We start from the raw sequence: 23,751 nt of genomic DNA, 5'->3' as shown, positions 1-23,751 counted from the left end.
ATCATGAGTGTCCAGCGCCGCCTTCTGCCCAACATCAGCGCCCTCGCCGCCTTCGAGGCAGTGGCCCGGCTTGGGTCTTTTACCGCCGCTGCCCAGGAGCTGGACCTGACCCAGGGGGCGGTCAGCCGGCAGATCAGGCTGCTCGAAGACCAGTTCGGGCGCCGCTTGTTCGAGCGCGACAGCCGCAATGTCCGGCTGTCGACGGCAGGGGAAATCTACGCCGAAGCGGTGCGTTCAGCCCTCGGCCAGTTGCGCGACGCAGCCCTTGGACTGATGAGCAATCGGCATAGCGGCATCCTGAACCTCGCCATTTTGCCGACCTTCGGCACGCGCTGGCTGATGCCGATGATCCCCGATTTCGTCGCGAACAATCCCGACATCACCATCAACTTCGTCACCCGCGTCGGCCGCTTCGACTTCGCCAGGGAGAGGCTGGACGCCGCCATCCATTACGGCCTGCCGGATTGGCCGGAGGCCGATTCGACGCTGCTGGTGCGCGAAACCGTGGCGCCGGTGGCGTCGCCGGAATTCCTCGCCGGTCGCGCCATCGCCACGCCGGCCGATATCGGCCGCCTGCCGCTGCTGCACATGGCGACGCGCCCCGGCGCCTGGACCGAATGGTTCGAGCATCAGGGCCTGAGCGCGCCGGCCGGACCCGGCATGCAGTTCGAGCAGTTCGGCACGGCCGCCCAGGCGTGCATGGCCGGACTTGGCGTCGCGCTGTTGCCGCTGCTCCTTATCGCAGGCGAATTGCAGCGCGGCCAGTTGGTGCCGGCGCCCGGCCAGCCCATGCAAAGCCGCAGCGCCTATTACCTCGTCGTCCCGCACGACAAGCGCGACCATCCCCCCGTCGCCAGCTTTCGCGACTGGCTGCTGGAGCAGGTTGAGAAGGAGCCGGCTGTTCTGGCCTGGTAGCTACTTCCGCTTCAGCGCATCCGCCAGTGCCGCACCGAAGGCCCCTTGCTGGGCCGGCCGTTCCGGCTGGCGTTGCGGCGCCGGCGATCGCGGCGCCGGCCTGCCGCCGCCATTGTCGCGCGGGCCACCACGCGGCGCACCACCCTCGCCGCCATCCTTGCGCATGGAGAGCGCAATGCGCTTGCGCTTGATATCGACGTCGACGACGCGCACCTTCACCACATCGCCGGCCTTGACCACTTCATGCGCGTCCTTGATGAAGCGGTCGGCCAGTTGCGAGACGTGCACCAGCCCGTCCTGATGGACACCGATATCGACGAAGGCGCCGAAGGCCGCGACATTGGTCACGGTGCCTTCCAGCAGCATGCCGGGTTTGAGGTCCTTGATGTCATCGACGCCGTCGGCGAAGGTCGCCGTCTTGAAGCCGGGGCGCGGGTCGCGGCCGGGCTTTTCCAGCTCCGCCAGGATGTCGCGCACCGTCGGCAGGCCGAAACGCTCGTCGACGAAGACGCGTGGATCGAGCGCCTTGAGCGCGGCACTGTCGCCCATCAGCGAGCGGACGTCGCGGCCGCAGGCGGCGACGATCTTCTTGGCCACGCCATAGGCTTCCGGATGCACCGACGAGGCGTCGAGCGGCTCGCTGCCATTGGCGATGCGCAGGAAGCCGGCGGATTGTTCGAACGCGCGAGGTCCAAGCCGTGGTACCTTGAGGAGATCTTTCCGGCTGGCGAAGGGGCCGGTCGCATCGCGATGCGCGACGATGGCGTCGGCGAGCGATGCGCCGAGGCCCGAAACCCGCGCCAGCAATGGCGCCGAGGCGGTGTTGAGATCGACGCCGACGGCGTTGACCGCGTCCTCGACCACCGCCTCCAGCGAGCGGCCGAGCCGGTACTGGTCGACATCGTGCTGGTATTGGCCGACGCCGATCGACTTGGGTTCGATCTTGACCAGTTCGGCCAGCGGATCCTGCAGGCGCCGCGCGATCGACACCGCGCCGCGCAACGACACGTCAAGGCCGGGAAATTCGGCCGCCGCCGTCGCCGACGCCGAATAGACCGAAGCGCCCGCTTCGCTGACGATCACCTTGAGCGGCTTCGGCCCGCCGTCTGAAGGCATGTCGGACAGCATGTCCGCCACCAGCTTTTCCGTCTCGCGGCTGCCGGTGCCGTTGCCGATCGAAATCAGCTCGACCTTGTGCAGGCGGATGAGCTTGGCGAGTTCGGCCTGCGTCCCGCGCACATCGTTCTTGGGCGGAAAGGGATAGACCGTCGTCGTCGCCACCAGCTTGCCGGTGCCGTCGACCACGGCCACCTTGACGCCGGTGCGGATGCCGGGATCGAGCCCCATCGTCGGCCGAGATCCGGCCGGCGCGGCCAGCAGCAGATCCTTCAGGTTGCGGGCGAAGACATGGATCGCCTCTTCCTCGGCCCGCTCGCGCAGATCGCGCATCAGATCGAGCGTCAGGTGCAGCGAAAGCTTGATGCGCCAGGTCCAGCCGGCGACCTCCATCAGCCAGCGGTCGCCGGGCAGGCTGGCGCCGATCGCATAGGCGTTGGCGATCATCCGTTCGACCGGTTTCACCGGCGACGCATCGTCGGCATCGACCTCGATGTCGAGCGACAGCACCTCTTCGTTGCGGCCGCGCAGCATGGCCAGCGCGCGATGGCTCGGCACGGTTGCCCAGCGCTCGACATGGTCGAAATAGTCGGAGAACTTGGCGCCGGCCTCCTGCTTGCCGTCGACCACCCGGGCGCGCATGAAGGCACGGTCCTTCATGTAGGTGCGCAGTTTGCCGACCAGGTCGGCATTCTCGGCGAACTGTTCCGACAGGATGTCGCGCGCGCCTTCAAGGGCTGCCTTGGCGTCGGCCACTTCCTCGTTGACATAGGCGAGCGCCAGTTCGGCGGGCACGAGCGAACGGTTGGCAAGGATGGCCTCGGCCAGCGGTCCCAGCCCACGCTCGCGGGCGATCTCGGCCTTGGTCCGGCGCTTCGGCTTGTAGGGCAGATAGATGTCTTCGAGTTCTGCCTTTGTGGCCGCCGCCGCGATCTTGGTTTCCAGCTCCTCGGTCAGCTTGCCCTGCTCGCGGATCGAACCGAGGATGGTGTCGCGGCGGGCGTCGAGCTCGCGCAGATAGGCGAGCCGCTCGGCAAGGTCGCGCAGCTGCGTGTCGTCCAGCCCGCCGGTCACCTCCTTGCGATACCGTGCCACGAACGGCACGGTCGCACCCTCGTCGAGCAATTCGATGGCCGCCGCCGCCTGTTCGGGCCGCGCCTTGATCTCGGCCGCGATGATGGCTGCGATGCGCTTGATGTCGGATGCCATGTCGTTCCTGCTCTCATCGAAAAGAGCGGCGACCATAGGCGCAGACACCTGCCTCGCCAACCGCGACGTTTTCAACGGTCGCGGGCGGTCCACAGGAAACCACGCGGCAACGAGGCCGCGACGGACGGTCAGACCAGTTGGGTCAGCGCCTCGAAGAAGGCGACGATTTCGAGGTCAAGCGGATCGTCGACCGGCTCCGGCTGCGACGACATCTTGGCGATGACCACTTCCGCCTTCGGGTCGACATAGAGCCATTGGCCATGAATGCCGATGCCGCAATAGGCGCCGTTTGGCTTGCCTGACTGGTACCATTTGTTGCGGTAGCGGCCTTGCGGGAACAGCGGCAGCATGGTGCCACGCTGCCAGGCTTCTGCACTACCGCCGGTGCTGACGGTGTCACGCACCCAGGCCTCCGGCGCGATGCGGCGGCCATTGGCGGTGCCGCCTTGCCGCATCATCTCGCCAATGCGCGCCAGGTCGCGCGGCGTCACCGAAATGCCGCCGGCGGTGCGGGCCGTGCCTTCCATGTCGACGCCGATCGAGGCTTCGCTGACGGCGCCAAGCGGGAGCCACAATTTTTCGCGCATCAGGTCGCTGAAGCGCTGGCCGGACGCGCGCTCCAGCAGCAGGCCGAGCAGGTCGGAATTGGGTGAACGGTAGCGAAAAACCTGGCCATGCGGCTCGGCAAGCCGCTGCAGGGTCAGGATGAATTCGCGCAGGCTTTCCGTGCCGCCACCCGGATTCCACAGCGTGGCGCGGCGATAGCGGGCAAAGGCACTCTCCGGATCGAGATAGGCCTCTTCGAAATCGAGGCTGACGCTCATGTCGAGCACATGCCGCGTGCTCGCATCGCCATAGGCCGAGCCGGCGGCTTCCGGAATGTAGGTGGTGACCGGCGCTTCCGGATCGAACACCCCCTCGCCTTCCAATATGCCGGCTATGATCGCGGTCACCGACTTGCTGATCGAGAAGACAATGTGGCGGGCGCCGAATTCCATGTGCGGCGCGAACCAGTCGCCGATCACCTTGCCCCCTTTCATCACCGTCAGCGCATCGGTGCTGGAGCGTATGAGGAATTCGGCGACCGTCTCCGGCGCGCTGGCCACCGACACCTTTTCGCCGAGCAAACCACCGAAATCCTTGGCGGGTGCCTCGGCACCAGCCGATGCCGCGGCCACGCGCGCCGTGGGCACCAGTTCGCCAAGGTTCTGGAACGACCATCGGTTGAACGGGCTTTCGCGCCAGTTGGAAAGCAGCACCTCGTTGCGGCGGAAGCCGTGGCGAATCTCGAACGCGGTCTTGCCGGTCATGGCGTTTCCTTCCAGGTCGTTTCTTGTGGGAGCCTAGAGCAGTGCGGCGGCGATGGTGTGCACGGCCTTCAGCGTCGCTGTGGAGTAGGCGAGATTGCTGAAATCCGGCCAGGTCGAAAGCTTCACCACGACCGTTCCTGTATTCCAGTCGATATGGATCATCTGCCCGAACACGCCCCGGCACATCAGCGCGCGCGAACTGGGGTTCTCGATCCAGAACTGGTTGCGGTAGCTGCCCTGCGGCAGACTGGGGGAGAAATCAGGGCCATGCCTGCCATTGCGTGTCGCCTCGATCCAGGCGGCCGGCACGATGCCGCCGCCATTGTCGAGGATCATCTGGCCGAAGCGGCCATAGTCGCGCAGTGTCGCGTTGAAGCCGCCGTCGGCCAGCGCATAGCCGGCGCCGTCGACGGTGAAGCAGGCGCTTTCGTCGGCGCCGAGCTTTTGCCAGAGTTCCTCCGACACCAGCTGCGGCAGCCGCTTGCCCGTCACCCGCTCCATGATGAAGGCAAGCACGTCGGTCTCGATCGAGCGGTATTCGAACGCCGGACCGTGCGGCCGGACCGTGTCCTTCAAGCCCAGGATCAGCTCGAACATATGCGAGGGCCAGCGGAAGTCCGGATCGCTGCCCGGCGGCACCGGCTTCCAGCCGGTGGCGACATCGACCTGGCCGATATCGGAATAGCGGTCGGTATACTCTTCGGAAAAACGCACGCCCGTCGTCATGTCGAGCACATGCTGAACGCTGGCGCCGGCCCAGCCGGTCGCGCTGAGTTCAGGCAGGTAATCCGTGACCGGCCTGGCCGGATCGATCAGGCCGCGCCCGGCCAATATGCCGAACACCGAGCCGGTGATGGACTTGGCCATCGACTGCGACAGATGCAGCGTGCGCACGTCCATGCCGTTAAAATAACGCTCATAGGCGAGCCTGCCGTGCTTGAGCACCAGGAAGCCGTCCGTATAGGTCTCGTCGAGCAACCCGGCGAGCGTCGAGGGCCTGCCCTGGCTGTCCTCGACCGCAAGTCCGTCGAGATCGACCTCGGCGCGTTCGAGACGATGGCGGTGGCCGTTGCCGCGCCAGACTTCGGCGGTCGGCAGGATTTCCCGGATGTGCTGGAACGCCCAGCGGTTCCATGGCGGCCGGTCCCAGTCGAGCTTCGGCGGCACCATGGCGGGCGGCGAGCCCCGCATGATCGGCGGCCGCGGATCGCTGTTGCGATAGGAGTCCATGAAAGGCATTCCCGGAAAAGAAAAGACCCGGCGGTGTGTGCCGCCGGGTCTGGCATGCAGCGATTACTTCTGCAGTTCGGTCCAGATCTTGGTGTAGAGTTCCTGCGTTTCCGGCGCGCACATCTTCTGGAATTCGCCTTTCGGCTTGGCGTCGGCCGGAATGACGACTTCCGGCGCGTCCTTCATGTCGGCCGGCATGTATTTGTCCGAGCCGGTGATGGCGTTGGCGTAACGGTGGAAGGCCGAGAGGCCGGCCGCGTTTTCCGGATCCATGATGAAGTTCTGGAACAGCTTGGCGTTCTCGACGTTCTTGGCTTCCTTCAGGACGACGACATTGTCGCTCCACAGGCCAAAGCCTTCCTTCGGATAGTTGTAATGGATGGCCGCATTGGCCAGACGCTGGCGCAGCGCCGAGCCGTTCCAGTCGCTGGTTGCCTTGAAGTCGCCGGCACCCATCTTCTCGATGGTGTTGTACTCCATCGCGATCCAGTTCGGCTTGGCCGCTACCAGCAGGTCGCGCACCTTCTTCAGCACCGCCTTGTCGTCGGTGCATTGCTGGCCGCCGACATATTTGATCGCCGCGAAGATGACGTCGCCCATCTCGGGAACGACGTTGACCTTACCCTTCAGCTCGTCGGGCGTGTTGAAGACGATGCCCCACGTATCGGCCGGACCCTTGTAGGCATCGGTGTTGACGACGACCCCAATCGTGCCCCAGGCCCACGGCACGGAATATTTGCGGCCCGGATCGAATTCGGGATTGGCCCATTCCGGGGCGACGTTCTTGAAATTCTCCATCTTGCCCGGATCGGTCTCGAGCAGGAGCCCTTCCTTGATCCAGATCGGCACGTAGGTCTGCGACGGCACGGCGATGTCGAAACCGGTGCCGCCCTGCCGGACCTTGGCGAGCGCGGTGTCGTTGGAATCGTAGTCGGTGATGGTCACCTTGATCTTGTATTTGTCTTCGAACTTCTTGATCACGTCGGGGCTGGTGTAATTGCCCCAATTGTAGATGTTGAGCACGCCCTCGGCGCGGGCCAGGCCCGTCGAAGCGAGCAGCGCCAACCCCATGGCGGTCGCCGTTGTCTTCCAGTTCATCGTTCTAACTCCCATTTTCAGGTTCAGTCTCGTTTCCTGCTGACGAAGAAAAACAACGTGACGATCGCGACCGAAAGCAGCAGGAAAGCGGTCGATATCGCGTTGATCTCGGGTGTGACGCCACGGCGGATCTGGCCGAGCATGTAAGTGGGCAGCGTGTCCTGGCCTCCCGATTTGACAAACTCGGTGATGACGACGTCATCGAGTGAGATGACGAAGGCCAGCATCAGGCCGGCCAGGATACCGGGCCACAAAAGCGGCAGCGTGATGCGGCGGAAGGTCTTCCACGGGGTCGCGTAGAGATCGGCCGCGGCGCGCTCGAGGGTCAGATCCATATTCTCCAGCCGCGCCCGGATCGGCAGATAGGCGAACGGAATGCAGAATGCCGTATGCGCGGCGATCAGGTAGCCGAGGCCGGAATAGCCGGTGAAGATCTTGATGCGCGAGAAGAAGATCAGCAGCGCCACGCCGGTGACGATCTCGGGCACCATCAGCGGCTGGTTGATTGCCGCATATTTGAAGGTGAGTCCGGGATAGGGGGCGGTGCGCGTGGTGGCGAGTGCCGCCATCGTGGCGAAGATGGTCGACAGCACCGCCGCGATGGCACCGATCTGGAACGAGCGCAGCGTTGCGTCGATGACCTGCGTGTTCTGGTACGCCGACTGGAACCATCGCAGCGAAAAGCCACCCCATTCGGATGTCGAGCTCGCCGCGTTGAAGGCGTAGAGGACCAGCACGATGATCGGCAAATAGAGCACGACGAAACAGGTCGCCGCGATCGTCGTGAAGCCCGGCTGGTGCTTGATGGAGAAGTTGCTAGCCATGACGCACCCCTGACTTGCCGGCGTTGCGCACATAGGCAAGCAACGCCAGCATGACGATGACCATCACCGTGATCGACAGCGCCGAGCCAAGCGGCCAGTTGCGGCCTTGTCCGAACTGCAATTCGATCAGGTTGGACAGCATCATGTTCTTGCCGCCGCCCAGCACGACCGGCGTCACATAGGCGCCGAGTGCCGGAATGAAGACCAGGATCGAGCCGGCAATGACGCCGGGTTTGACGAGCGGGAAAATGATCTTCCGCAGCACCTTGAAGCGCGTCGCGTAGAGATCATAGCCGGCCTCGACCAGGCGGAAATCGAGCTTCTCCATGCTGGCGTAGATCGGCAGCACCATCAGCGGCAGGTAAACATAGGCCATGCCGATCAGGATCGCGGTGTCGGTATAGAGGATCTGGATCGGCGCCGAGATGATGCCGAGCTTGAGCAGGATCGTGTTGATGATGCCTTCGTTGCGGATGATCTGCAGCACCGCGAAGGTGCGGATCAGGAGGTTGGTCCAGAACGGGATGGTGATCAGGAACAGCCAGAGATCCCTGGTCTTCTCGCTGCGCGTCGCCATGAAATAGGCGGTCGGGAAACCGAGCGCCAAAGTGGCCAGCGTCGTCACCACCGCAAGCTTGATCGAGCGCCAGAAGATGGTGACATGCGCCGCCGCGAGCGAAAGCGTGTCGTCGAAAATGTCACGTTCCATGAACACCGATATCCAGGCGTCGGGCGAAAACTGCCATTTCACGTCGCCATAGGCGCCGGGCGTCAGGAACGAGTAGACGAGCACGATCAGCAGCGGGCCGGTCGCGGCGAGCAGGATGACCAGCAGCGCCGGCGCTGACAAAAGCCAGCGGTCACGGACATCACGCCGTTCCGCTGCCTTGGCGACTTCTTCCGCGGCGGCCATCAGTCCCTCAGCACTTGCGCGGCGTCGTTGCCGATCAGGATGCCGACCTTGTCGCCGCGCTCGAAACCGCAGCCTGCGCTGCGCGTGTTCTGCTGGCGCACGGTGAAGGCCTCGCCGCCGTCGAGCTGGACGTGGATATGCGTGTCGGTGCCGAAATAGACGATGTTTTCGACCGTGCCCGACAGGTCTCCCTTGTCCTTGGTCAGCTTGGCATGCTCGGGCCGCACCACCACGGTGGCATTGTCCTTCGGCTGGAACCCTTCGGCGACGGTCGCCTCGATGGTCGTGCCGGATTTGAGCGTCGCGCGGGCCTTGCCGTTGCCGGTGCCCGATATGGCGGCGGTGAGGAAGTTGGTCTCGCCGATGAAGTCGGCGACGAAGCGTTCCGCCGGCTTGTCGTAGATATCCCAGGGCGAGCCGACCTGGAGGATCTTGCCCGACGACATCACCGCGATGCGGTCCGACATGGTCAACGCTTCTTCCTGGTCGTGGGTGACGAAGATGAAGGTGATGCCGGTCTCGTGCTGCAGCCGCTTCAACTCGATCTGCATCTCCTTGCGCAGCTTGTAGTCGAGTGCCGAGAGCGGTTCGTCGAGCAACAGCACTTTCGGCTGGGGCGCCAGCGCCCTGGCCAGCGCCACGCGCTGCTGCTGGCCACCGGAAATCTGGGCCGTGCGGCGACCGGCAAGCGCCTCCATCTTGACCAGTTTGAGCATTTCGGCGACGCGCGCCTTGATCTCGCCCTTGGGCTTGCCGAGCATCTCCAGGCCGAAGCCGATATTGTCGGCAACCGTCATGTGCGGGAACAGCGCGTAGGACTGGAAGACGGTGTTGACCGGCCGCTTGAAGGGCGGCAGCGGCGCGATGTCCTGGCCGTAGAGCAGGATTTCTCCGGCGGTTGGAAAGTCGAAGCCTGCGATCAGCCGCAAAAGGGTGGTCTTGCCGCAGCCGGATGGTCCCAGCAGCGTGAAGAACTCGTTCTCGCGAATGGATACCGACACCTTGTCGAGGGCAGCGACCTGCCCCTCACCCGATCCGAAAATTTTACTGACGTTTACTACTTCAATCGCATTTCGATCCGGTTTGTCCGGCACGATTACGCCTCACTGTTGACCCCGCTCTTGCTGGCGGAGCTGTTCCCCTGTTCGATGTGACCACACGCCCGGTAGGTTGGCAAGCCCGGCATTGAATCACAGTTCAGTCCGTCTTTAGCCAGCAAGCCTCATGCCATTGTCAGGCCTGATAGGTGATCTTGCCGCCGCAAATTGTCGTCACCGGGCGCAGCTTGTGCAGATCGGCCGGCGCCGTCTTCTCGATATCCGCTGACAGAACCACCAGGTCGGCCATATAGCCTGATTTCAGCGTGCCTTTGCGGTGTTCGGCGAATTCGGCATAGGCGCCCTCGACCGTGTAGGCGGCGATCGATTCCTGCAGCGAGAAACTCTGGTCCGGGTCGCTGTCTGCCCATGGTTTGCGCATCACTGCCGCCTGAATGCCCAGGATCGGGTCGATCGGCGACACCGGCCAATCCGAGGCGAAGACGACGTGCGCGCCCGCATTCTTCAGGGTCCGCCAGGCATAGCTCAGCGGCCAGCGGGCCGGCCCGATGCGCGACACGGTCGGTTCGAGCGGGAAATCCATGGCGCCGGGCGGATGCGGCGGCTGCATCGAGGCGATGGCGCCGAGTTCGGCGAAGCGCGGCACGTCCGATGCGGTGGTGACCTCGATGTGTTCGACGCGGTGACGGCTGTCGCGCTTGCCATTGGCCTTTTGCGCCGCCTCGTAGCCGTCGAGCACCGCACGCACCGCGCCATCACCGATCGAGTGCACCGCGATCTGCAGTCCGCGCCTGTCGACGGCAACGGCGAGATCGATGAACTGCTGCGGTGTGAACAGCGGCTCGCCCACCCAGTCCGGACGGTCGGCATAGGGCTCGATCATCACAGCCGTCCAGGAATCGAGCACGCCGTCATAGAACACCTTGACCATGCCCGATGACAGCCACTCGCTGTTGTAGCGCTCGGCCATGACGGATGCCTTGTCGAGCATGTCGAGCGTCATGAAATTCTTGTAGTGGAAGGGTATCTGCACACGGCAGGGCAAGCCTTCCTCGGCGTCGATCTCGGCCAGCAGTTCGAGCTGGTAGAGATTGCCATCCATGTTCTGGATGGAGGTGATACCGTGACGCGCGCACCAGGCGAGGCCGCGCCGCATGATGTCGCGGTCGGCGGCGCGTTCGGCGGCGGACGGCATCGGATCCGGCTCGCCGCCGGTCGCCAGCCCCAGCCGCACCCGGCCCTCGCCGGCAAGATCGAGCACCGGGCCGAAGGCCTCGCCCTCGCGCAATTCGCCGGCTGCCAGGCCATCCTCGCCCATGACGATTTCATTGCCTGGACCAAGCGCGCGGCCATGCAGGATGCCGGCCATCTCCAGCGCCTTGGTGTTGGCCCACATCGTGTGGTGATCGGGCGCGGCCATGCAGAACGGGCGATCGGGCAGGATCTGATCGAGATGGTGGCGCGTCACCCGCTCGTCGCCGAGCACGGTGTAGTCGACGCCCTGCCCGACCAGCATTTTCGCGTCGGGCTTGGTCGACGCGTAGTCGCCGATCGCCTTTTTCAGCGCCTCGAAGCCATGGACCCCGCCAAGCTGAAGATGCGCGAGCTCGGCCCCTCCCGAGAACAGATGCATATGGGCTTCGATGAAACCGGGCAGGACCGAACCGCCCTTGGCGTCGATCACCTGTGTGCCCGTTCCCTTGAGTTCTTCGATGGCGGCGCGGCTGCCAACGGCGATGATGGCGCCGTCCTTGACGGCTACGGCCTCGGCTGCGGGATTGCCACCGTCCATGGTCAGCACACGACCATTGATGACGACCAGATCCGCATTGTGACCCGCACCCGTAACAGACATCGCGACTCCGCGCTTTTGATGACCGACTGAGACCGACAGCCCTGCGCTCAACGACCTGCCAACTCCACCGGAGCGGCGCCACGGAACAAAAAACGATGCCAGTCCGCTGCCTTCGAAATTCCCCTTGTTATCCCTAGGGACAGCGTGGATAAAGAATGCGACTGATTATTCGCGTTTGTCAACATGCGGAATTTAGAATGTATTGTGGACAGCACCCTGCGCCTGGCTTCAGACCAAGCGGGGAACGAGGGCATAGAGCAGTGAAGCGTAGTCTCGACCGCAAAATCAGGATAGCGCTCGAGCCGCGCAAGCAGCCTCGGCAGCAACGATCGAGCAAGGTGGTCGACCGCATTCTCGACGCGGCGCTGATCCTGACGCGGGAGCAAGGAACCAGGACGCCGACGACGCTCGCCATCGCGCAGCGCGCGGGCCTGTCGGTCGGTTCGGTCTATCAATACTTTCCCAACAAGGAAGCCATTCTTTTGGACCTCGCCCGGCGCTGGCTGTCCTCCTTTCCCGACGTGATCGAGAAGCGCATCAAGGCACCCCGGCCCGCCAACCGCGACGAATTCCGGCGCGAAGTGCGCAAGCTCTTCATCGACACGTCCAGTATCTATCTCGAAAACGCCACCCTGATGCCGGTGATCGAGGCCATTTCAGGCAACGCCGATCTCAGGCCCATCCAGGACGAATATGACGAGCAGATCATCGCGCTTTACGCCGCCTGGCTGCGCCATGTGAATCCTGCTCTCGAAGACAAGATCGCCAAACGGCTCGGGCTTGTGATGATGGAGGTCGGGCACGCCTGCCGGCTGGTCGGACTGAAGAGAGATCGCAGGACATACAACCTCATCGAGGACGATGTCGAAGCCATGTGGCTGGCTCTGGTGAGCCCCTATCTCAACCTTGACTGATCGCGCATTTCGAGAGGAATTTCATGAAGACTGTCTATTCGCCGCTTCATGCTGGCCATGCCGGCCAGATGGAACTGGTCACCTCGGCCATCGTGCCGGGTTTTGAAAAACCCTCGCGGGCCGAATTCATCAAGGCGAGGGTCGAAAGCGAGAAGCTCGGTCCGATCGTCCTGCCGCTCGAGCACGATCTTGCCGCCGCCAAGCGCATCCACAAATCGGACTATATCGACTTCCTGCCGACGGTCTGGCCGCAATGGGTGGCTTCCGGTCATGAGGGCACGGCCATGCCCTTCACCTGGCCGACACGCGGCCTGCGCGGCGACGTGCCGCCAAAGCGTGTCGATGCGCTGCTCGGCTACTATTCCTTCGATGCCGGCGCCACCTTCGTCGAAGGCACCTGGGCCGCGATCAAATCGTCCTATGACGTGGCGCTGACCGCGGCCGGCCTGGTCAAGGGCGGCGAGAGGTCGGCCTTCGCGCTCTGCCGTCCGCCAGGCCACCATGCCGGCGCCGGCTTCATGGGCGGCTATTGCTACATCAACAACGCCGCCGTCGCCGCGCAGTGGTTCCTCGACCAGGGCGCCAAACGCATCTCCATCCTCGATGTCGACTACCACCATGGCAACGGCACGCAGGAAATCTTCTATGACCGCGCCGACGTGCAGGTCCTCAACCTGCATGGCGATCCGATGGTCGAGTATCCTTTCTTCCTCGGCCATGCCGATGAACGCGGCGCCGGCGCCGGCGAAGGCTTCAACGTCAACTACCCCATGCCGTTCGGCACCGGCTGGGACGCCTGGAACGCCTCGCTTGAGGATGCCTGCGCCAGGCTCACCGCCTACGCGCCCGACATCGTCATCGTCTCGCTCGGCGTCGACACTTTCGAGAAGGATCCGATCAGCCAGTTCAAGCTGACAAGCCCCGACTATCCCAAGATCGGTCGCCGCATCGCCAGGCTCGGCCTGCCGACCCTGTTCGCCATGGAAGGCGGCTATGCCGTCGAGGAGATCGGCATCAACGCCGTCGGCGTGCTGACCGGTTTCGAGGACCGCTAAGCCCGCCCACAAACCCGGAGCGGACAACGCAGGTAGGAAGAAAAAGGGCGGCATATCAGCCTTTTTTGCAAGCTACGTTGCGGCGCCGGCGCTCGGCGCGGCCATCGGTGCGGCTGCCTTGCGTGAGCGGCCCAGATAATAGACGGCCGCCGCCGCGATGGCGCCGGCTGCCAGTATGCCTGCCGCCAGAACCGGCCGATACCAGAACCACGCAATCGCGATCGTCGTCGTGCCGGCCAGGATCGCCAGGAAGAAGGCGATGATGCCGGTTCCCATCCGCGCCATGCTGCCGAGGAACGGGATGACGTCAAGGATCACGCCGATCGGGCCGAGGAACAGGGCAAAGCCGATGGTCAGCAGCAGAAGGCCGGCGGCGCGCAGCAGCCAGGTGATCAGCGTGTTGGCGCTCACCGCCTCGGCGAACATCTTGTCGGCCGGCACATTGCCGGTATCGACCATCAGCAGCGCGTCGCCCGCTTGCGTCTGGTGCGGTTCCAAGCGGCTGCCGGCCTGCCGCGCCACAATGCTGACCACGCCGAGAGGCGCAAGTTCGTAGCCGATGCGGTAATCGCCCAATGCGGGCGTCGTGTTGTCGCTGCCGAGATAGATCTTGCCATCGACGATGCTGAGCGGCTTCGTGCCGGTATAGGCGGCCTTTATCGCGCCCGACTGATTGGCCGACAGTGAATACGCCTTGTCGCCGTCAATGCGATCCAGCACCGGCGTGTCAAGATCGAAGGCGACGAGCTTGCCTTCAGGGATCTGGAAGGCGCGACTGTGGATCGCCATCGGTGGATTCTGATGGCCGTCCGGCTTCCTGAAGTCCAACGAATCGATCTGGCCGTCGTCCCACACTTTCGAATAGCTGTAGGTGGTCTCTGTCTCCTCGCCGCCGCCAAGCTTCTTGGTGGTTTCGGATCTGGACTCTTCCTTCCACTGGTACATCTCGACGCTGCGCGACAGCCGCAGTCCTTGCGCGGCGATGCCGAAATCCGGATCCGACAGGCCGCTATCGGCCGTCACCGGCCCGCTGACATGCACCAGCCTGCCGTCATTGCCGGCGTCGACGCTGTCGGCGTTGATCGACGCCACGGCGCCGGCGCCTTCGGCCAGTGAGCGCGCCGTCTGCACCGCGCGGCCCTCGTTCCAGAACAGCCCGATCACCATCAGCACGATCAAGAGCAGGCCGAAGATGACCCCGCCGACCGCGCGCTTGATCCGCCCGAACCACGAGACGGAAGTAACTTCCCGAAATGAATCGCTCATCGTTTCCCCCGAAACAAAAGATGCCAGGAGCCCGCATGGCACTGCCGCGAACGACCGCGGCCGTAATGCAGCTACGAACTCCCTTGTCGAAGGTGCCCACCCCTTCGACACTTGCGAATCTATCGCATCGGGCCGAGCGCGGATATGGCCCGCTTGCGCAGTCCCGGCATTTTCGCACGCTCGAAGGCGGCGAAAATCGACCTCTGAGTCGCACGCGAGTCCGTCGGATTCGATTTTGTCAAATCGCGTTTGATGTCGGATTCATCTGCGGGTAGATTAGACCCGAATCAGCCGGTCCTCGGGGGGCGCGGCGACCACCCAAAGTCTCACGTTCCGGAATTTTCCGGCGCCAGACGCGGATGTTTTCGCGTTCCCTGATGGATTCCGTCTGGTTGGGCGCGACCCCGCGCCTCGTGTGTGTCTCGTAAAAGTAACGCGTTTTCGGGTTCGGCGGCTGGCCTCCAGCATCCGGACGGCAGAAACGATTCCGGCCAAAAGCAGCAAATGAGCAGTTCCGCCGCGCTTCTTCAATCCGACACATTGGGCTCGCGCCTGACGTCGCGCGGCGATCTGACCAGCTTCTTCATGGAGCTGACCGCCGAGATCGGCGCCGACAGCTACATGCTGGTCGCCATCGTCCACGACCAGGACCGCAATGACGCGCGCATTGTCTCCTCGAACTGGATCTTCGACGCCATCGAACTGATCGGCAAGCGGCTGATCGCCAGCCTTGCCCAAGGGGCCCTCACGGTCGCGCCCGGCATCCGGCCTAGACCACTGGTGGCCGCGCAGGCGCCCGATGCCGACGGGCTGGTCTCCGGCGAAGAGGCCCGCCTGCTCGACGTGCTCGGCCATGCCGAGATCTATTCGCTGCGGCTGAATGTCGGCCGCCAGCGTCTGTTCGCCCTGTTCTCGGCGGCGACAGCAGGCCATATCGACCAGCCGGCGCTGATGAAGGCGCAGTTGAAATGCTGCTACGCTCTCTCGCATATCCCGCAGCTGATCGCCGCCGCCGCCATGCAGGATCCGCTGTCCGATCGCGAACGCGAATGCCTGTTCTGGGTCTCGGAAGGCAAGACCACCGATGAGGTGGCGGTCATCCTTGGCGTCTCCTCCAACACCGTCAACAGCTACATCACCCACGCCATCCAGAAATTCGCGGCCAGCAACCGCGCGATGGCCATCGCCACGGCGATCAGGAGCGGCATCATTTGAAACACGCCGACATCAAGGACGCCGCGGAGGCCCTTTTCAACGAGCAGCGCAGCCCCTTCGGCGCCTTCTCGCTCAGTTCCGAGACACATCACGCCGTCACCATTCCCGATGCCGTGCGCCGCTGTCGCTGGGTATCGGTCGACATCAACGCCTCGGCCTTCGGCCTATACTTCGTCAGCCCGTCCCCGGAACGGGCGCGGCTGGTGCCGTGCTTCGATTCCGACTATCCCGGCATTGCCCTGGCGACGAAGTTCATCTCGGGCGCCAATGGCGAGGAGATCGTGCGCCACACCCACAACTCGACGGAGCCACGCTGGTGGACGGATGACGGCGTCGAGGCCATGGCCGAAATGTTCGGCAAGCTTGCCTGGACCGCGCAGATATCCCCCCTGGCGCCCGGCACCAGCGGCATTGCCTTTCCCGTCCACGCCGATCGCGGTCAGTGTGGCCTTGTCGTCTTCCTGGGATCGGAGATCGCGCTGCCGCAGGATATGCTCTACGAAATCCACGCCCGCTGCTTTTCCCTGTTCGCCGCTGTCGCGCGCATCCGTCCGAGCGATGCCGGCAGGATGCGAGCCATCTCCAAGCGCGAACTCGAATGCCTGAAGCTGACCGCCAACGGCAACACCAGCGAGGAGATCGCGCGGCTCCTGAAGCTGTCGGTGCATACCGCCAACCAGTACCTGACCCAGTCGACGCAGAAGCTCAACGCCGTCAACCGCAACCAGGCGGTCGCCAAGGCGCTGCGGTTGGGCCTGATCGAGTAACCAAACGATGAGCCGCTTAGGTTTGTTGAGATTCAGGTCAGGCCGAGTCGAAAATGGTTGATACCGAGAACCGGAGCGGAGCGCACTTTTCGTACGTGAGCACCGGAAGCGCAGGTGTCAGCCATTTGCAGGCCGGCCTCACCTGAATATCAACGGACCTCAGAACGCCATAGGCTCGACCTTGCGGATCCGGGCCTGTTCGATCACCGCCTCCAGCAGCGCCGTATTGTGCTCGGGGTCCTCGCCGGGCTTTTCGAACGACACATAATTGACCACGACCGAATTGCCGGCCTCGCTCAGCGTCAGCTGGAAATAGACGGTCACACCGGGTGGCCTGAGCTCCAGGTCGAGCACGATGCGCGGACTGCCGCTCCAGTCGACATGCGCCTCGCCGCCATGACCGAGTTTGAGCGTGCCCGGCATGAAGAACAGCTCCACCGCTGAATCGACCAGATCCGAAAGGCAGGCGAAATGCTCCAGCCGGATGAAGGCGATGTAGTCGGCGACATCGATCAATCTCAGTTCGCCGACCACCTGCTCGATGGCGCTGGCGACGATGATCTCGCGGGATTTTGCGTGTGGTTGGCGGTTCATGAAGTCTGTCTGCGCTCAGCCTTTTTCGAGTACACGATCCGCACCAGTTCGGCGACGGCCTGGTAGAATTGCGACGGGATCACATTATCGACCGAAACTTGCTTGTACATGGAGCGGGCGAGCGTCACGTCCTCGAAGATCGGAATGTTGTGCTCCTTCGCGATCTCGCGGATTTTCAACGCCACCAGATCCTGCCCCTTGGCCACCACGAGCGGCGCCGAATCCTCGTCGCGCACATATTTCAACGCGATCGAGAAGTGGGTCGGGTTGGCGATGATCAGCGTCGCGCGCGGCACCGCCGTCATCATCCGCTTGCGCGCGCGGTCGCGTGCCAGCGAGCGCAGCCGCGACTTGACGATCGGGTCGCCTTCGGACTGCTTGAACTCGTCCTTCACCTCCTGCTTGGTCATGCGCAGGTCCTGCTTCCAATGGAAGCGAGACCAGACGATGTCGATCGCCGCGATCAGCCCCATGACGAAGACGATCGCCACCAATATGTCGACCGCGATGCCGCGGATGACGAGGCCGAAAGCAACCGGATTGGTGATCATGCCGGCAAGCAGCTTGCGATGATCCTCCGACAGCGTGAAGGTGAGCACGGCAATGGCGAAGCCGACCTTTGCCAGGGATTTCAGGAACTCGACCCAGCCCTGGGCACCGAACATCCGGTTCCAGCCCTTGGTGATCGAAATGCGCGACAGCTGCGGCCTGATCCGCTCGCCGACGAATTGCGGCATGTTCTGGAGCACCGAGGCGCCGATGCCGGCGACGGTCAAAAGCACCAGCAGGCTGACGACCGCGCGGCCAACTTCCAGCATGACGATCTTGTAGAGATCGATGACATCGGTCTCGGTGTTCATCGGCCAGGCCTCGGGCTTCTCGAGGAACATCGACAGGAACATGCCGAGGTTGATGACGGCGTCCTTGGCATAGAAGACGGTGAACACCAGTATGGCGACGAAGGAGGCGAGGATCGCGGTTTCCCTGGAATGGGGCAGCTTGCCCTGTTCGATGGTGTCGCGGACTTTCTTTTCCGTCGCCTCTTCGGTTTTTGAGTCCTTGTCGGCGGCGTCGGACATGCCTTAGGCGGCGTTCTGCGTCGCGGGAAGTTCGAATGCGCCCTCGCGCGACAGCCGGATCGTCGTCGTCACGATGGTCTTGCGCGCCGCCAGTATGTCGGCGGCCGGAACCCCCTCCGACCCCTGTCCAAGTTCGGCTTCGATCATGCGCCGCGACCGCGCGCCGATTGCCGAGAGCACCGCTTCGGCGAGTGCCGCCGATGTGCCGCGCAGCGCCAGCGTGACAAGCTCGGTCGACAGTCCGTCGAACAGAAGGACGCGTGCCTTCTGGGTGAGCAGCGGCAGGTCGTCGAAGGCAAAAAGCCTAGCCCGCACACCGTCGAGGTCGGGCGTGCCGGCGGCTTCCAGGTCCTGCATGACCTCCTCGAGCAGCGGCTTGTCCAGCTCGTTGAGCACGCTGGCGACGCGCGCCTGCCCGGCCGAAGTGTCCTTGGTCGAGGTTTCCGAAAGCACGCTGGTGCGCAACCGGTTCTCGACGATCCTGGTGGCCGCGGCCGGAACATTGGCCATCGTCACCATGCGCTTGATGATTTCGCCACGCATCTCCTTCGTCAGCGTCAAAAGCACGCTCGCCGCCGCCTGCGGCGCAAGCTTCGACAGCACCATGGCCGCCGTCTGCGGATGTTCGCCGGCGAGGAAGGTGCCCAGCCGCGAAGGTTCGAGTTTTTCGAGATCGGGCCAGATCGGTGGCGGCCCTTCGGGTGCCGCCTCCGGCTTCTTGTTGCCCATGATGGCGTTCATTTCTTCAGGCGACAGCGATTCGTTGAGGATGGTATCCATCCTGTCGGCGGAATCGAGCAGGCCGGCACCCTCGGTGAACTCGGCCTCGAACTCGGCGACGATGCGCTCGAGATCGCTCTGCGGAATGGTCCTGAGCAGCCGGGCGCCGTCGATCAGCGCCTTCAGCTCTTCCTGCTTGAAGAATTTCAACAGGCGGCTGGCGGACGGCTTGCCCATCGCCACCAATATGGCGGCCGCCTTCTGCGCGCGCGTCAGGGTCGTCAGCGGCGTCATGCTGCCTCTCGCCTCCGCTGCAACCGGCAAGCCCCACCAGCCATGTCTAGGCGCCCTTCGTGCCGGCGATGATTTCGGTCAGCCTGATGCCGAAGCGCGAGGGATCGCTTTCGAGCACCGTGATCTCGCCGCGGGCGATCTTGCGGCCATTGACCACGACGTCGACCGGCTCGCCAATGCGGCGGTTGAGTGCAACCGTGGAGCCCTTCTGCAGCGCCATCAGGTCGGCCACCGCCATCTCGGTGCTTCCCAGGATGATCTGGACATCGACGGGGATGTTCATGATGACGTTCGAATTGGCGCCTGCGGCGGCCCTGAAAGCCGCATCTGGGCGTTGCTCCTCTTCATGCAGGACCCCACGCAATTCTTCGATGGCGCGGTCGAGCTGCTCGTCCGGCTGGTCGAGTTCTGCTTCCACTTTGGTCTTGGCCATGAATCGTCTCCAAAAGCTCAGGCGCGCCCGGCACCAGCCGGCATGAGCCCATCGATGAAATCCTGCCCGGCATCGAAGGGATGCTTGATTCGGACGGTGTAATTCTGCCCCAGTTTGCCGAACTCGCATACGAACAGCGTCTGGCCGCGCGCGCTGAGGCGAGCCCGTGACTGCGCCGTTTCGTCGAAGTCGATGACCTGGCCCACTTGGAGATTGGCAAGGTCGCCAAGCGTCAGCCGCGTCAGCGGCATGGTGGCTTCGAGCGCCACCGTCGAGCGCATCACCTCTTCCGAAAAGCGTGCGCGCCAACTGGTGCCATGATCGTCCTCGCCGATGCCGGTGGTGCCGTCGCGGCCGGCAAGGACGACACGCTGCGGCATCGTCACCGTGATGGAGCCGCTGTCGACCGGCGTCGAGATGCCAAGGACGATGCGGATGGCGGCACCGTCGCGCAGCACATGCCGTTTCGCCTCGGTACCCGACATCGCCCGCGGCACGGGCAGCCGTAGGTCGAGCGAGCGCCGCCCGGATCCGTTCAGCGCCTGCGCCACCTCCTGGAACACCATGGTCGAGACATCAGCCTCGATCGGCGACAGGTCGCGCTCGATCGGCGACGCCGGCATATCCGGATCGCCGCCAAACAGCGTCGAGACCATGATCGCGATCGCGGCAGCGTCGATGACGAGCGTCATCGCATCCGAGGATGCAGGCGAACCAACGACTGTCATGGCGAAATTGTCGCCGGCGCGCGAACGCGCCTCGGGGACGCGGCTGACCTCGACGGCCTTGAGGTCGACGATGACGGGAACGCCGAGTTCGCCCGAAAGGCCCTTCTGCAGCAGCGGCACGGCGCGTTCGGCCATGGCGCGGCCGGCATCGATGACCTGATCGGCCTCGCCGCTGTCGCCGACCAGGCGCTCGATGATCAGCGAGCGCGCTTGCGCAGGGCTGCCTGGGCTGGTCATGACCGTGTCGGCACCGATCTGTCGTGCATCGCTCAAGCGGCCTTCTTCTCGGCGCTGCCGGTGTTCATCGTGCTCTGCTCGACGGCGTCGATGGTCGGCCGCTCATAGGACGAAATGGTCTTGCGGCCGAATTCGATCGCCACCTGCGGCAGCGCGCCGTTCATGTAGGCGAGCAGCGTCTGCTTGACGATGATGTAGAGGCGGTTCTTCTTCTCGCGCACCGTCTTGATCTTGGTGGCGACAGGCCCGACCACGGCGTAGGACAGGAAGATGCCGAGGAAGGTGCCGACAAGCGCCGCGCCGATCAGGCCGCCGAGGATTTCCGGCGACTGGTCGAGTGCGCCCATCGCCTTGACCACGCCAAGCACGGCGGCGACGATGCCCAGCGCCGGCAGGCCGTCGCCGACCGCGACCATCGCGTGATAGGCCTTCATCTTGTCGGACTTGATGGTCTGGATCTCCTCGTCCATCAGCGCCTCGATCTCGTGCGAGCGGGCATTGCCGATGATGATGATGCGGCAGTAGTCGCAGATGAAATTCATCAGATCGTGATTCTTGAGCACCGTCGGAAAGGCCTGGAAGATGGCTGATTCTTCCGGATTGTCGATATGCGCCTCGACCTCGCTGCGCGACTTCGAGCGCAATTCGCGCATCAGGCTGTGCAGCACGCCGAGCGTTTCCAGGTAATCCTGTTCCTTCGGCACCGCCTGCTTGAAGGCCTCGATAATACCCCTGCCGGTATCCTTGACCGTCTTCATCGGGTTGGCGACCAGGAAAGTGCCCAGTGCTGCGCCACAGATGACCACGGCTTCCCATGGCTGGACCAGCACGTGCAGATGCCCGCCCATGGCCATGAAGCCGCCAAGGACGCAGCCGAGCGTCACCACAAGTCCAATCAGAATGCCCACGACAGGTCCTTCCGCATTTCACGACAGATCCAAGGGATAGTCCCCGTGCCTTGTGTGAGGCTTGAATCCGGGCCGCCACGGAACCGAATGTTGGGCGATTCAGTTTCGCGCAAGGAAGTGAGGTTACTGTCGCGACACTAAGCTTCGGCCGGAGGCATGACGTTGCTCAATACCTTTACCAGCTACCAGTTGATCACCAGGGACATCAACAAGTCGATCGACCGCATCGAGCAGCAGCCGACTGTCGATCGCGATACCAAATATTACCTGGCCAACATAACCAAGGTGAAATCGATCGACGATTTCGTCAAAAATGACCGGCTGTTCAAATATGCCATGAAGGCCTACGGGCTGGAGGACATGGACTACGCCAAGGCCTTCATGGTCAAGGCGCTCAAGGAAGGCGTCACCGACCCTAACAGTTTCGCCAACAAGTTGACCGACAAGCGCTACGCCCAGTTCGTCAGCGCCTTCAACTTCGCCGCCAATGGCGCCAACGCCACCATCTACAACAAGGCGCAGCAGCTGGTGACGAAGAATTACGCCACGCAGGCGACGATCGCCGGCCTTGATCCGAATTCGGACTATGTGAAGGGCGAGACGACCTACTACCTCGCCAACATCACCAAGGTGAAATCGGTCGACGACCTGATGTCGAACAGCCGGCTCTACACCTACGCGCTGGCCGCGTTCGGTCTCGATTCGGCGACGGAGAATAAGGACCTCATCAAACAGGTTCTGCAGGGTGGCGTGCGCGACCCCAACAGCGTCGCCAACAAGCAGACGAACCCGGCCTACGCGGCATTGGCCTCGGCCTTCAACTTCGAGCAGTACGGCGAAGCCGCAACCACCATCAATCCGGCGCAGCAGCCGACTGTCGACAAGTATATGCGCCAGACGCTGGAGGAGGATGCCGGCAAGACCAATGAGGGCGTGCGGCTGGCGCTTTACTTCCAGCGCAAGGCGCCCGACATCACCAGCTGGTACGACGTGCTGGCCGATACGGCCCTTGCCAGTGTCGTGCGCACCGCGCTCGGGCTCCCCGATTCCTTCGCCACCGCCGACATCGACAAGCAGGCGCAGCTCTTCGAACAGAAGCTCGACATCTCGGATTTCACCGACCCCGTGAAACTCGGCAAGTTCCTGACCCGCTTCACCAGCATGTACGAGATCAACAATCCGACCTCGACGGCCGTGACGTCAGTCAGCGTGCTCTTTGCCCAGCCGGTCACGGCGGGCATCTCCACCGACCTGATGATGGCCATGCAGAAGTTGAAGTTCTGATCATGCAGGACAGTCTCTACGTCGCCCTATCCGCGCAGATGGCGCTCGAACGCCGGCTCGACACCATCGCCGACAATGTCGCCAACGCCAACACTGTCGGCTTTCGCGCCACCGGCGTGAAATTCGAGGACATGGTGTCGGGCACCGGGCAGAAATCGGTGTCCTTCGCCTCGTCGGGCAAGACCTATCTTTCGGGCGCCCACGGTTCGCTGACCGAGACCGGCAATCCGTTCGATTTCGCCATCCAGGGTGACGCCTGGTTCGCCATCGACACACCGGCCGGCACCGTCATGACGCGCGACGGCCGCTTCTCGATGAACGAGAATGGCGAACTCATGTCGATCGAAGGCCATCCGGTGCTCGACGCCGGCGGCGCGCCGATCCAGCTCGACCCCCGAAACGGTCCGCCCAAGGCCGGCGCCGACGGCTCGCTGCGCCAGAACGACCAGCTTGTCGGCTCGATCGGCCTTTACAATTTCGACCCGGGCGAGAATTTCGTGCGCTACGGCAATTCCGGCATCGTGCCGGCGCGCACCCCCGAGCCGGTCACCGACCGCTCCGATGTCGGTATCGCGCAGGGTTTCGTCGAAGAATCCAACGTCAATCCGGTGCTGGAGATGACCCGCCTGATCATGGTCCAGCGCGCCTTCGAGAACACCGCCGCGCTGATGCGTCAAACGGATTCTTCCACCGACGAGGCGATCAAGACGCTCGGCTCGAAGTCGTAGC

At 63.6% G+C, this 23,751-nt stretch carries 22 protein-coding genes; 7 read left to right on the top strand and 15 right to left on the bottom strand.

Translation table 11 applies throughout. From position 1 onward, the window contains the following. Window positions 1–3 precede the first annotated feature (3 nt). Window positions 4–915 carry a LysR family transcriptional regulator gene (locus CK226_RS18925; protein WP_095792703.1) on the top strand — a complete coding sequence of 304 codons (912 nt, stop codon included), beginning with the start codon at window positions 4–6 and terminating at the stop codon, window positions 913–915. On the opposite strand, the gene CK226_RS18920 is transcribed toward CK226_RS18925, so the two are convergent. The 8 genes from CK226_RS18920 to CK226_RS18885 all read right to left on the bottom strand — a co-directional run bounded on the left by CK226_RS18920 (window position 916) and on the right by CK226_RS18885 (window position 11,528). Then, window positions 916–3,240, bottom strand: a complete 2,325-nt coding sequence (locus CK226_RS18920) for a Tex family protein (RefSeq protein WP_095792740.1) — start codon at window positions 3,238–3,240, stop codon at window positions 916–918. Window positions 3,241–3,368: 128 nt separating this feature from the next. Next, a complete protein-coding gene (locus CK226_RS18915) occupies window positions 3,369–4,550 on the bottom strand; it encodes a serine hydrolase (protein ID WP_095792702.1) in 1,182 nt (393 codons plus the stop codon). Window positions 4,551–4,583: 33 nt separating this feature from the next. Next, the gene (locus CK226_RS18910; RefSeq protein ID WP_095792739.1) at window positions 4,584–5,780 is read right to left on the bottom strand and encodes a serine hydrolase; all 1,197 of its coding nucleotides are present in this window, start codon (window positions 5,778–5,780) and stop codon (window positions 4,584–4,586) included. 63 nt (window positions 5,781–5,843) lie between these two features. Next, window positions 5,844–6,878 (bottom strand): extracellular solute-binding protein, encoded by a 1,035-nt coding sequence (locus CK226_RS18905; protein ID WP_095772683.1) that lies wholly within the window; start codon window positions 6,876–6,878, stop codon window positions 5,844–5,846. A 23-nt stretch (window positions 6,879–6,901) separates the two neighbouring features. Beyond that, window positions 6,902–7,702, bottom strand: coding sequence for an ABC transporter permease (locus CK226_RS18900; RefSeq protein WP_095772682.1), 801 nt, complete (start codon window positions 7,700–7,702; stop codon window positions 6,902–6,904). Beyond that, complete coding sequence (locus tag CK226_RS18895; RefSeq protein WP_095772681.1) at window positions 7,695–8,615, bottom strand: ABC transporter permease; 921 nt, start codon at window positions 8,613–8,615, stop codon at window positions 7,695–7,697. Before CK226_RS18895 ends, CK226_RS18900 begins: the two co-directional genes overlap by 8 nt. Beyond that, the gene (locus CK226_RS18890; RefSeq protein ID WP_095792701.1) at window positions 8,615–9,709 is read right to left on the bottom strand and encodes an ABC transporter ATP-binding protein; all 1,095 of its coding nucleotides are present in this window, start codon (window positions 9,707–9,709) and stop codon (window positions 8,615–8,617) included. The genes CK226_RS18895 and CK226_RS18890 overlap by 1 nt, the downstream gene beginning before the upstream one ends. Before the next feature lie 139 nt (window positions 9,710–9,848). Then, window positions 9,849–11,528, bottom strand: coding sequence for an amidohydrolase (locus tag CK226_RS18885; RefSeq protein ID WP_095792700.1), 1,680 nt, complete (start codon window positions 11,526–11,528; stop codon window positions 9,849–9,851). Between the two features lie 260 nt (window positions 11,529–11,788). Here CK226_RS18885 and CK226_RS18880 point away from each other — a divergent pair, with 260 nt between their 5' ends. Together CK226_RS18880 and CK226_RS18875 are read left to right on the top strand one after the other, a co-directional pair. Further along, window positions 11,789–12,442, top strand: a complete 654-nt coding sequence (locus CK226_RS18880; protein WP_095772678.1) for a TetR/AcrR family transcriptional regulator — start codon at window positions 11,789–11,791, stop codon at window positions 12,440–12,442. Window positions 12,443–12,465: 23 nt separating this feature from the next. Next, complete coding sequence (locus CK226_RS18875; RefSeq protein ID WP_095792699.1) at window positions 12,466–13,497, top strand: histone deacetylase family protein; 1,032 nt, start codon at window positions 12,466–12,468, stop codon at window positions 13,495–13,497. A gap of 72 nt (window positions 13,498–13,569) precedes the next feature. Here CK226_RS18875 and CK226_RS18870 read toward each other — a convergent pair whose 3' ends face one another. Beyond that, window positions 13,570–14,763, bottom strand: coding sequence for a TMEM43 family protein (locus tag CK226_RS18870; protein ID WP_179301079.1), 1,194 nt, complete (start codon window positions 14,761–14,763; stop codon window positions 13,570–13,572). 504 nt (window positions 14,764–15,267) lie between these two features. Here CK226_RS18870 and CK226_RS18865 point away from each other — a divergent pair. Together CK226_RS18865 and CK226_RS18860 are read left to right on the top strand one after the other, a co-directional pair. Further along, entirely contained in the window at window positions 15,268–15,978 is a 711-nt protein-coding gene (locus CK226_RS18865) for a helix-turn-helix transcriptional regulator (protein WP_095772675.1), read from the top strand. Continuing rightward, window positions 15,975–16,745, top strand: coding sequence for a helix-turn-helix transcriptional regulator (locus tag CK226_RS18860; RefSeq protein WP_095792697.1), 771 nt, complete (start codon window positions 15,975–15,977; stop codon window positions 16,743–16,745). The genes CK226_RS18865 and CK226_RS18860 overlap by 4 nt, the downstream gene beginning before the upstream one ends. Window positions 16,746–16,904: 159 nt before the next feature. Here the strand turns inward: CK226_RS18860 and CK226_RS18855 are convergent, their stop codons facing one another. Genes CK226_RS18855 through motA form a run of 6 tightly spaced genes read right to left on the bottom strand, consistent with a single transcriptional unit; the run spans window position 16,905 to window position 21,738 of the window. Beyond that, complete coding sequence (locus CK226_RS18855) at window positions 16,905–17,339, bottom strand: hypothetical protein (RefSeq protein WP_095772673.1); 435 nt, start codon at window positions 17,337–17,339, stop codon at window positions 16,905–16,907. Then, window positions 17,336–18,418, bottom strand: coding sequence for a flagellar biosynthesis protein FlhB (flhB, locus tag CK226_RS18850; protein WP_095792696.1), 1,083 nt, complete (start codon window positions 18,416–18,418; stop codon window positions 17,336–17,338). The genes CK226_RS18855 and flhB overlap by 4 nt, the downstream gene beginning before the upstream one ends. A 3-nt stretch (window positions 18,419–18,421) precedes the next feature. Further along, the gene (locus tag CK226_RS18845; protein WP_095772672.1) at window positions 18,422–19,432 is read right to left on the bottom strand and encodes a flagellar motor switch protein FliG; all 1,011 of its coding nucleotides are present in this window, start codon (window positions 19,430–19,432) and stop codon (window positions 18,422–18,424) included. Window positions 19,433–19,478: 46 nt separating this feature from the next. Next, on the bottom strand, window positions 19,479–19,865 hold the full coding sequence (fliN, locus tag CK226_RS18840; protein WP_019860938.1) for a flagellar motor switch protein FliN: 387 nt from the start codon (window positions 19,863–19,865) through the stop codon (window positions 19,479–19,481). Window positions 19,866–19,882: 17 nt separating this feature from the next. Beyond that, complete coding sequence (locus tag CK226_RS18835) at window positions 19,883–20,830, bottom strand: FliM/FliN family flagellar motor switch protein (protein WP_095787124.1); 948 nt, start codon at window positions 20,828–20,830, stop codon at window positions 19,883–19,885. A gap of 32 nt (window positions 20,831–20,862) precedes the next feature. Then, a complete protein-coding gene (gene motA, locus CK226_RS18830) occupies window positions 20,863–21,738 on the bottom strand; it encodes a flagellar motor stator protein MotA (protein WP_095772671.1) in 876 nt (291 codons plus the stop codon). Window positions 21,739–21,900: 162 nt separating this feature from the next. Between motA and CK226_RS18825 the strand changes: the two genes are divergently transcribed. Together CK226_RS18825 and flgF are read left to right on the top strand one after the other, a co-directional pair. Beyond that, window positions 21,901–23,022: a DUF1217 domain-containing protein gene (locus tag CK226_RS18825; protein ID WP_095772744.1), complete on the top strand. Its 1,122-nt coding sequence runs from the start codon at window positions 21,901–21,903 to the stop codon at window positions 23,020–23,022. A 2-nt stretch (window positions 23,023–23,024) separates the two neighbouring features. Further along, on the top strand, window positions 23,025–23,750 hold the full coding sequence (flgF, locus tag CK226_RS18820; protein ID WP_019860945.1) for a flagellar basal-body rod protein FlgF: 726 nt from the start codon (window positions 23,025–23,027) through the stop codon (window positions 23,748–23,750). The last annotated feature ends 1 nt before the right edge of the window (window position 23,751 follow it).

Origin of the sequence: Mesorhizobium sp. WSM4311, from assembly GCF_002295115.1 — a bacterium.
Classification (GTDB): Bacteria; Pseudomonadota; Alphaproteobacteria; order Rhizobiales; family Rhizobiaceae; genus Mesorhizobium.
Note: the sequence above shows the minus strand (reverse complement) of the source record. Positions and strands in the feature narration are given on the sequence as shown.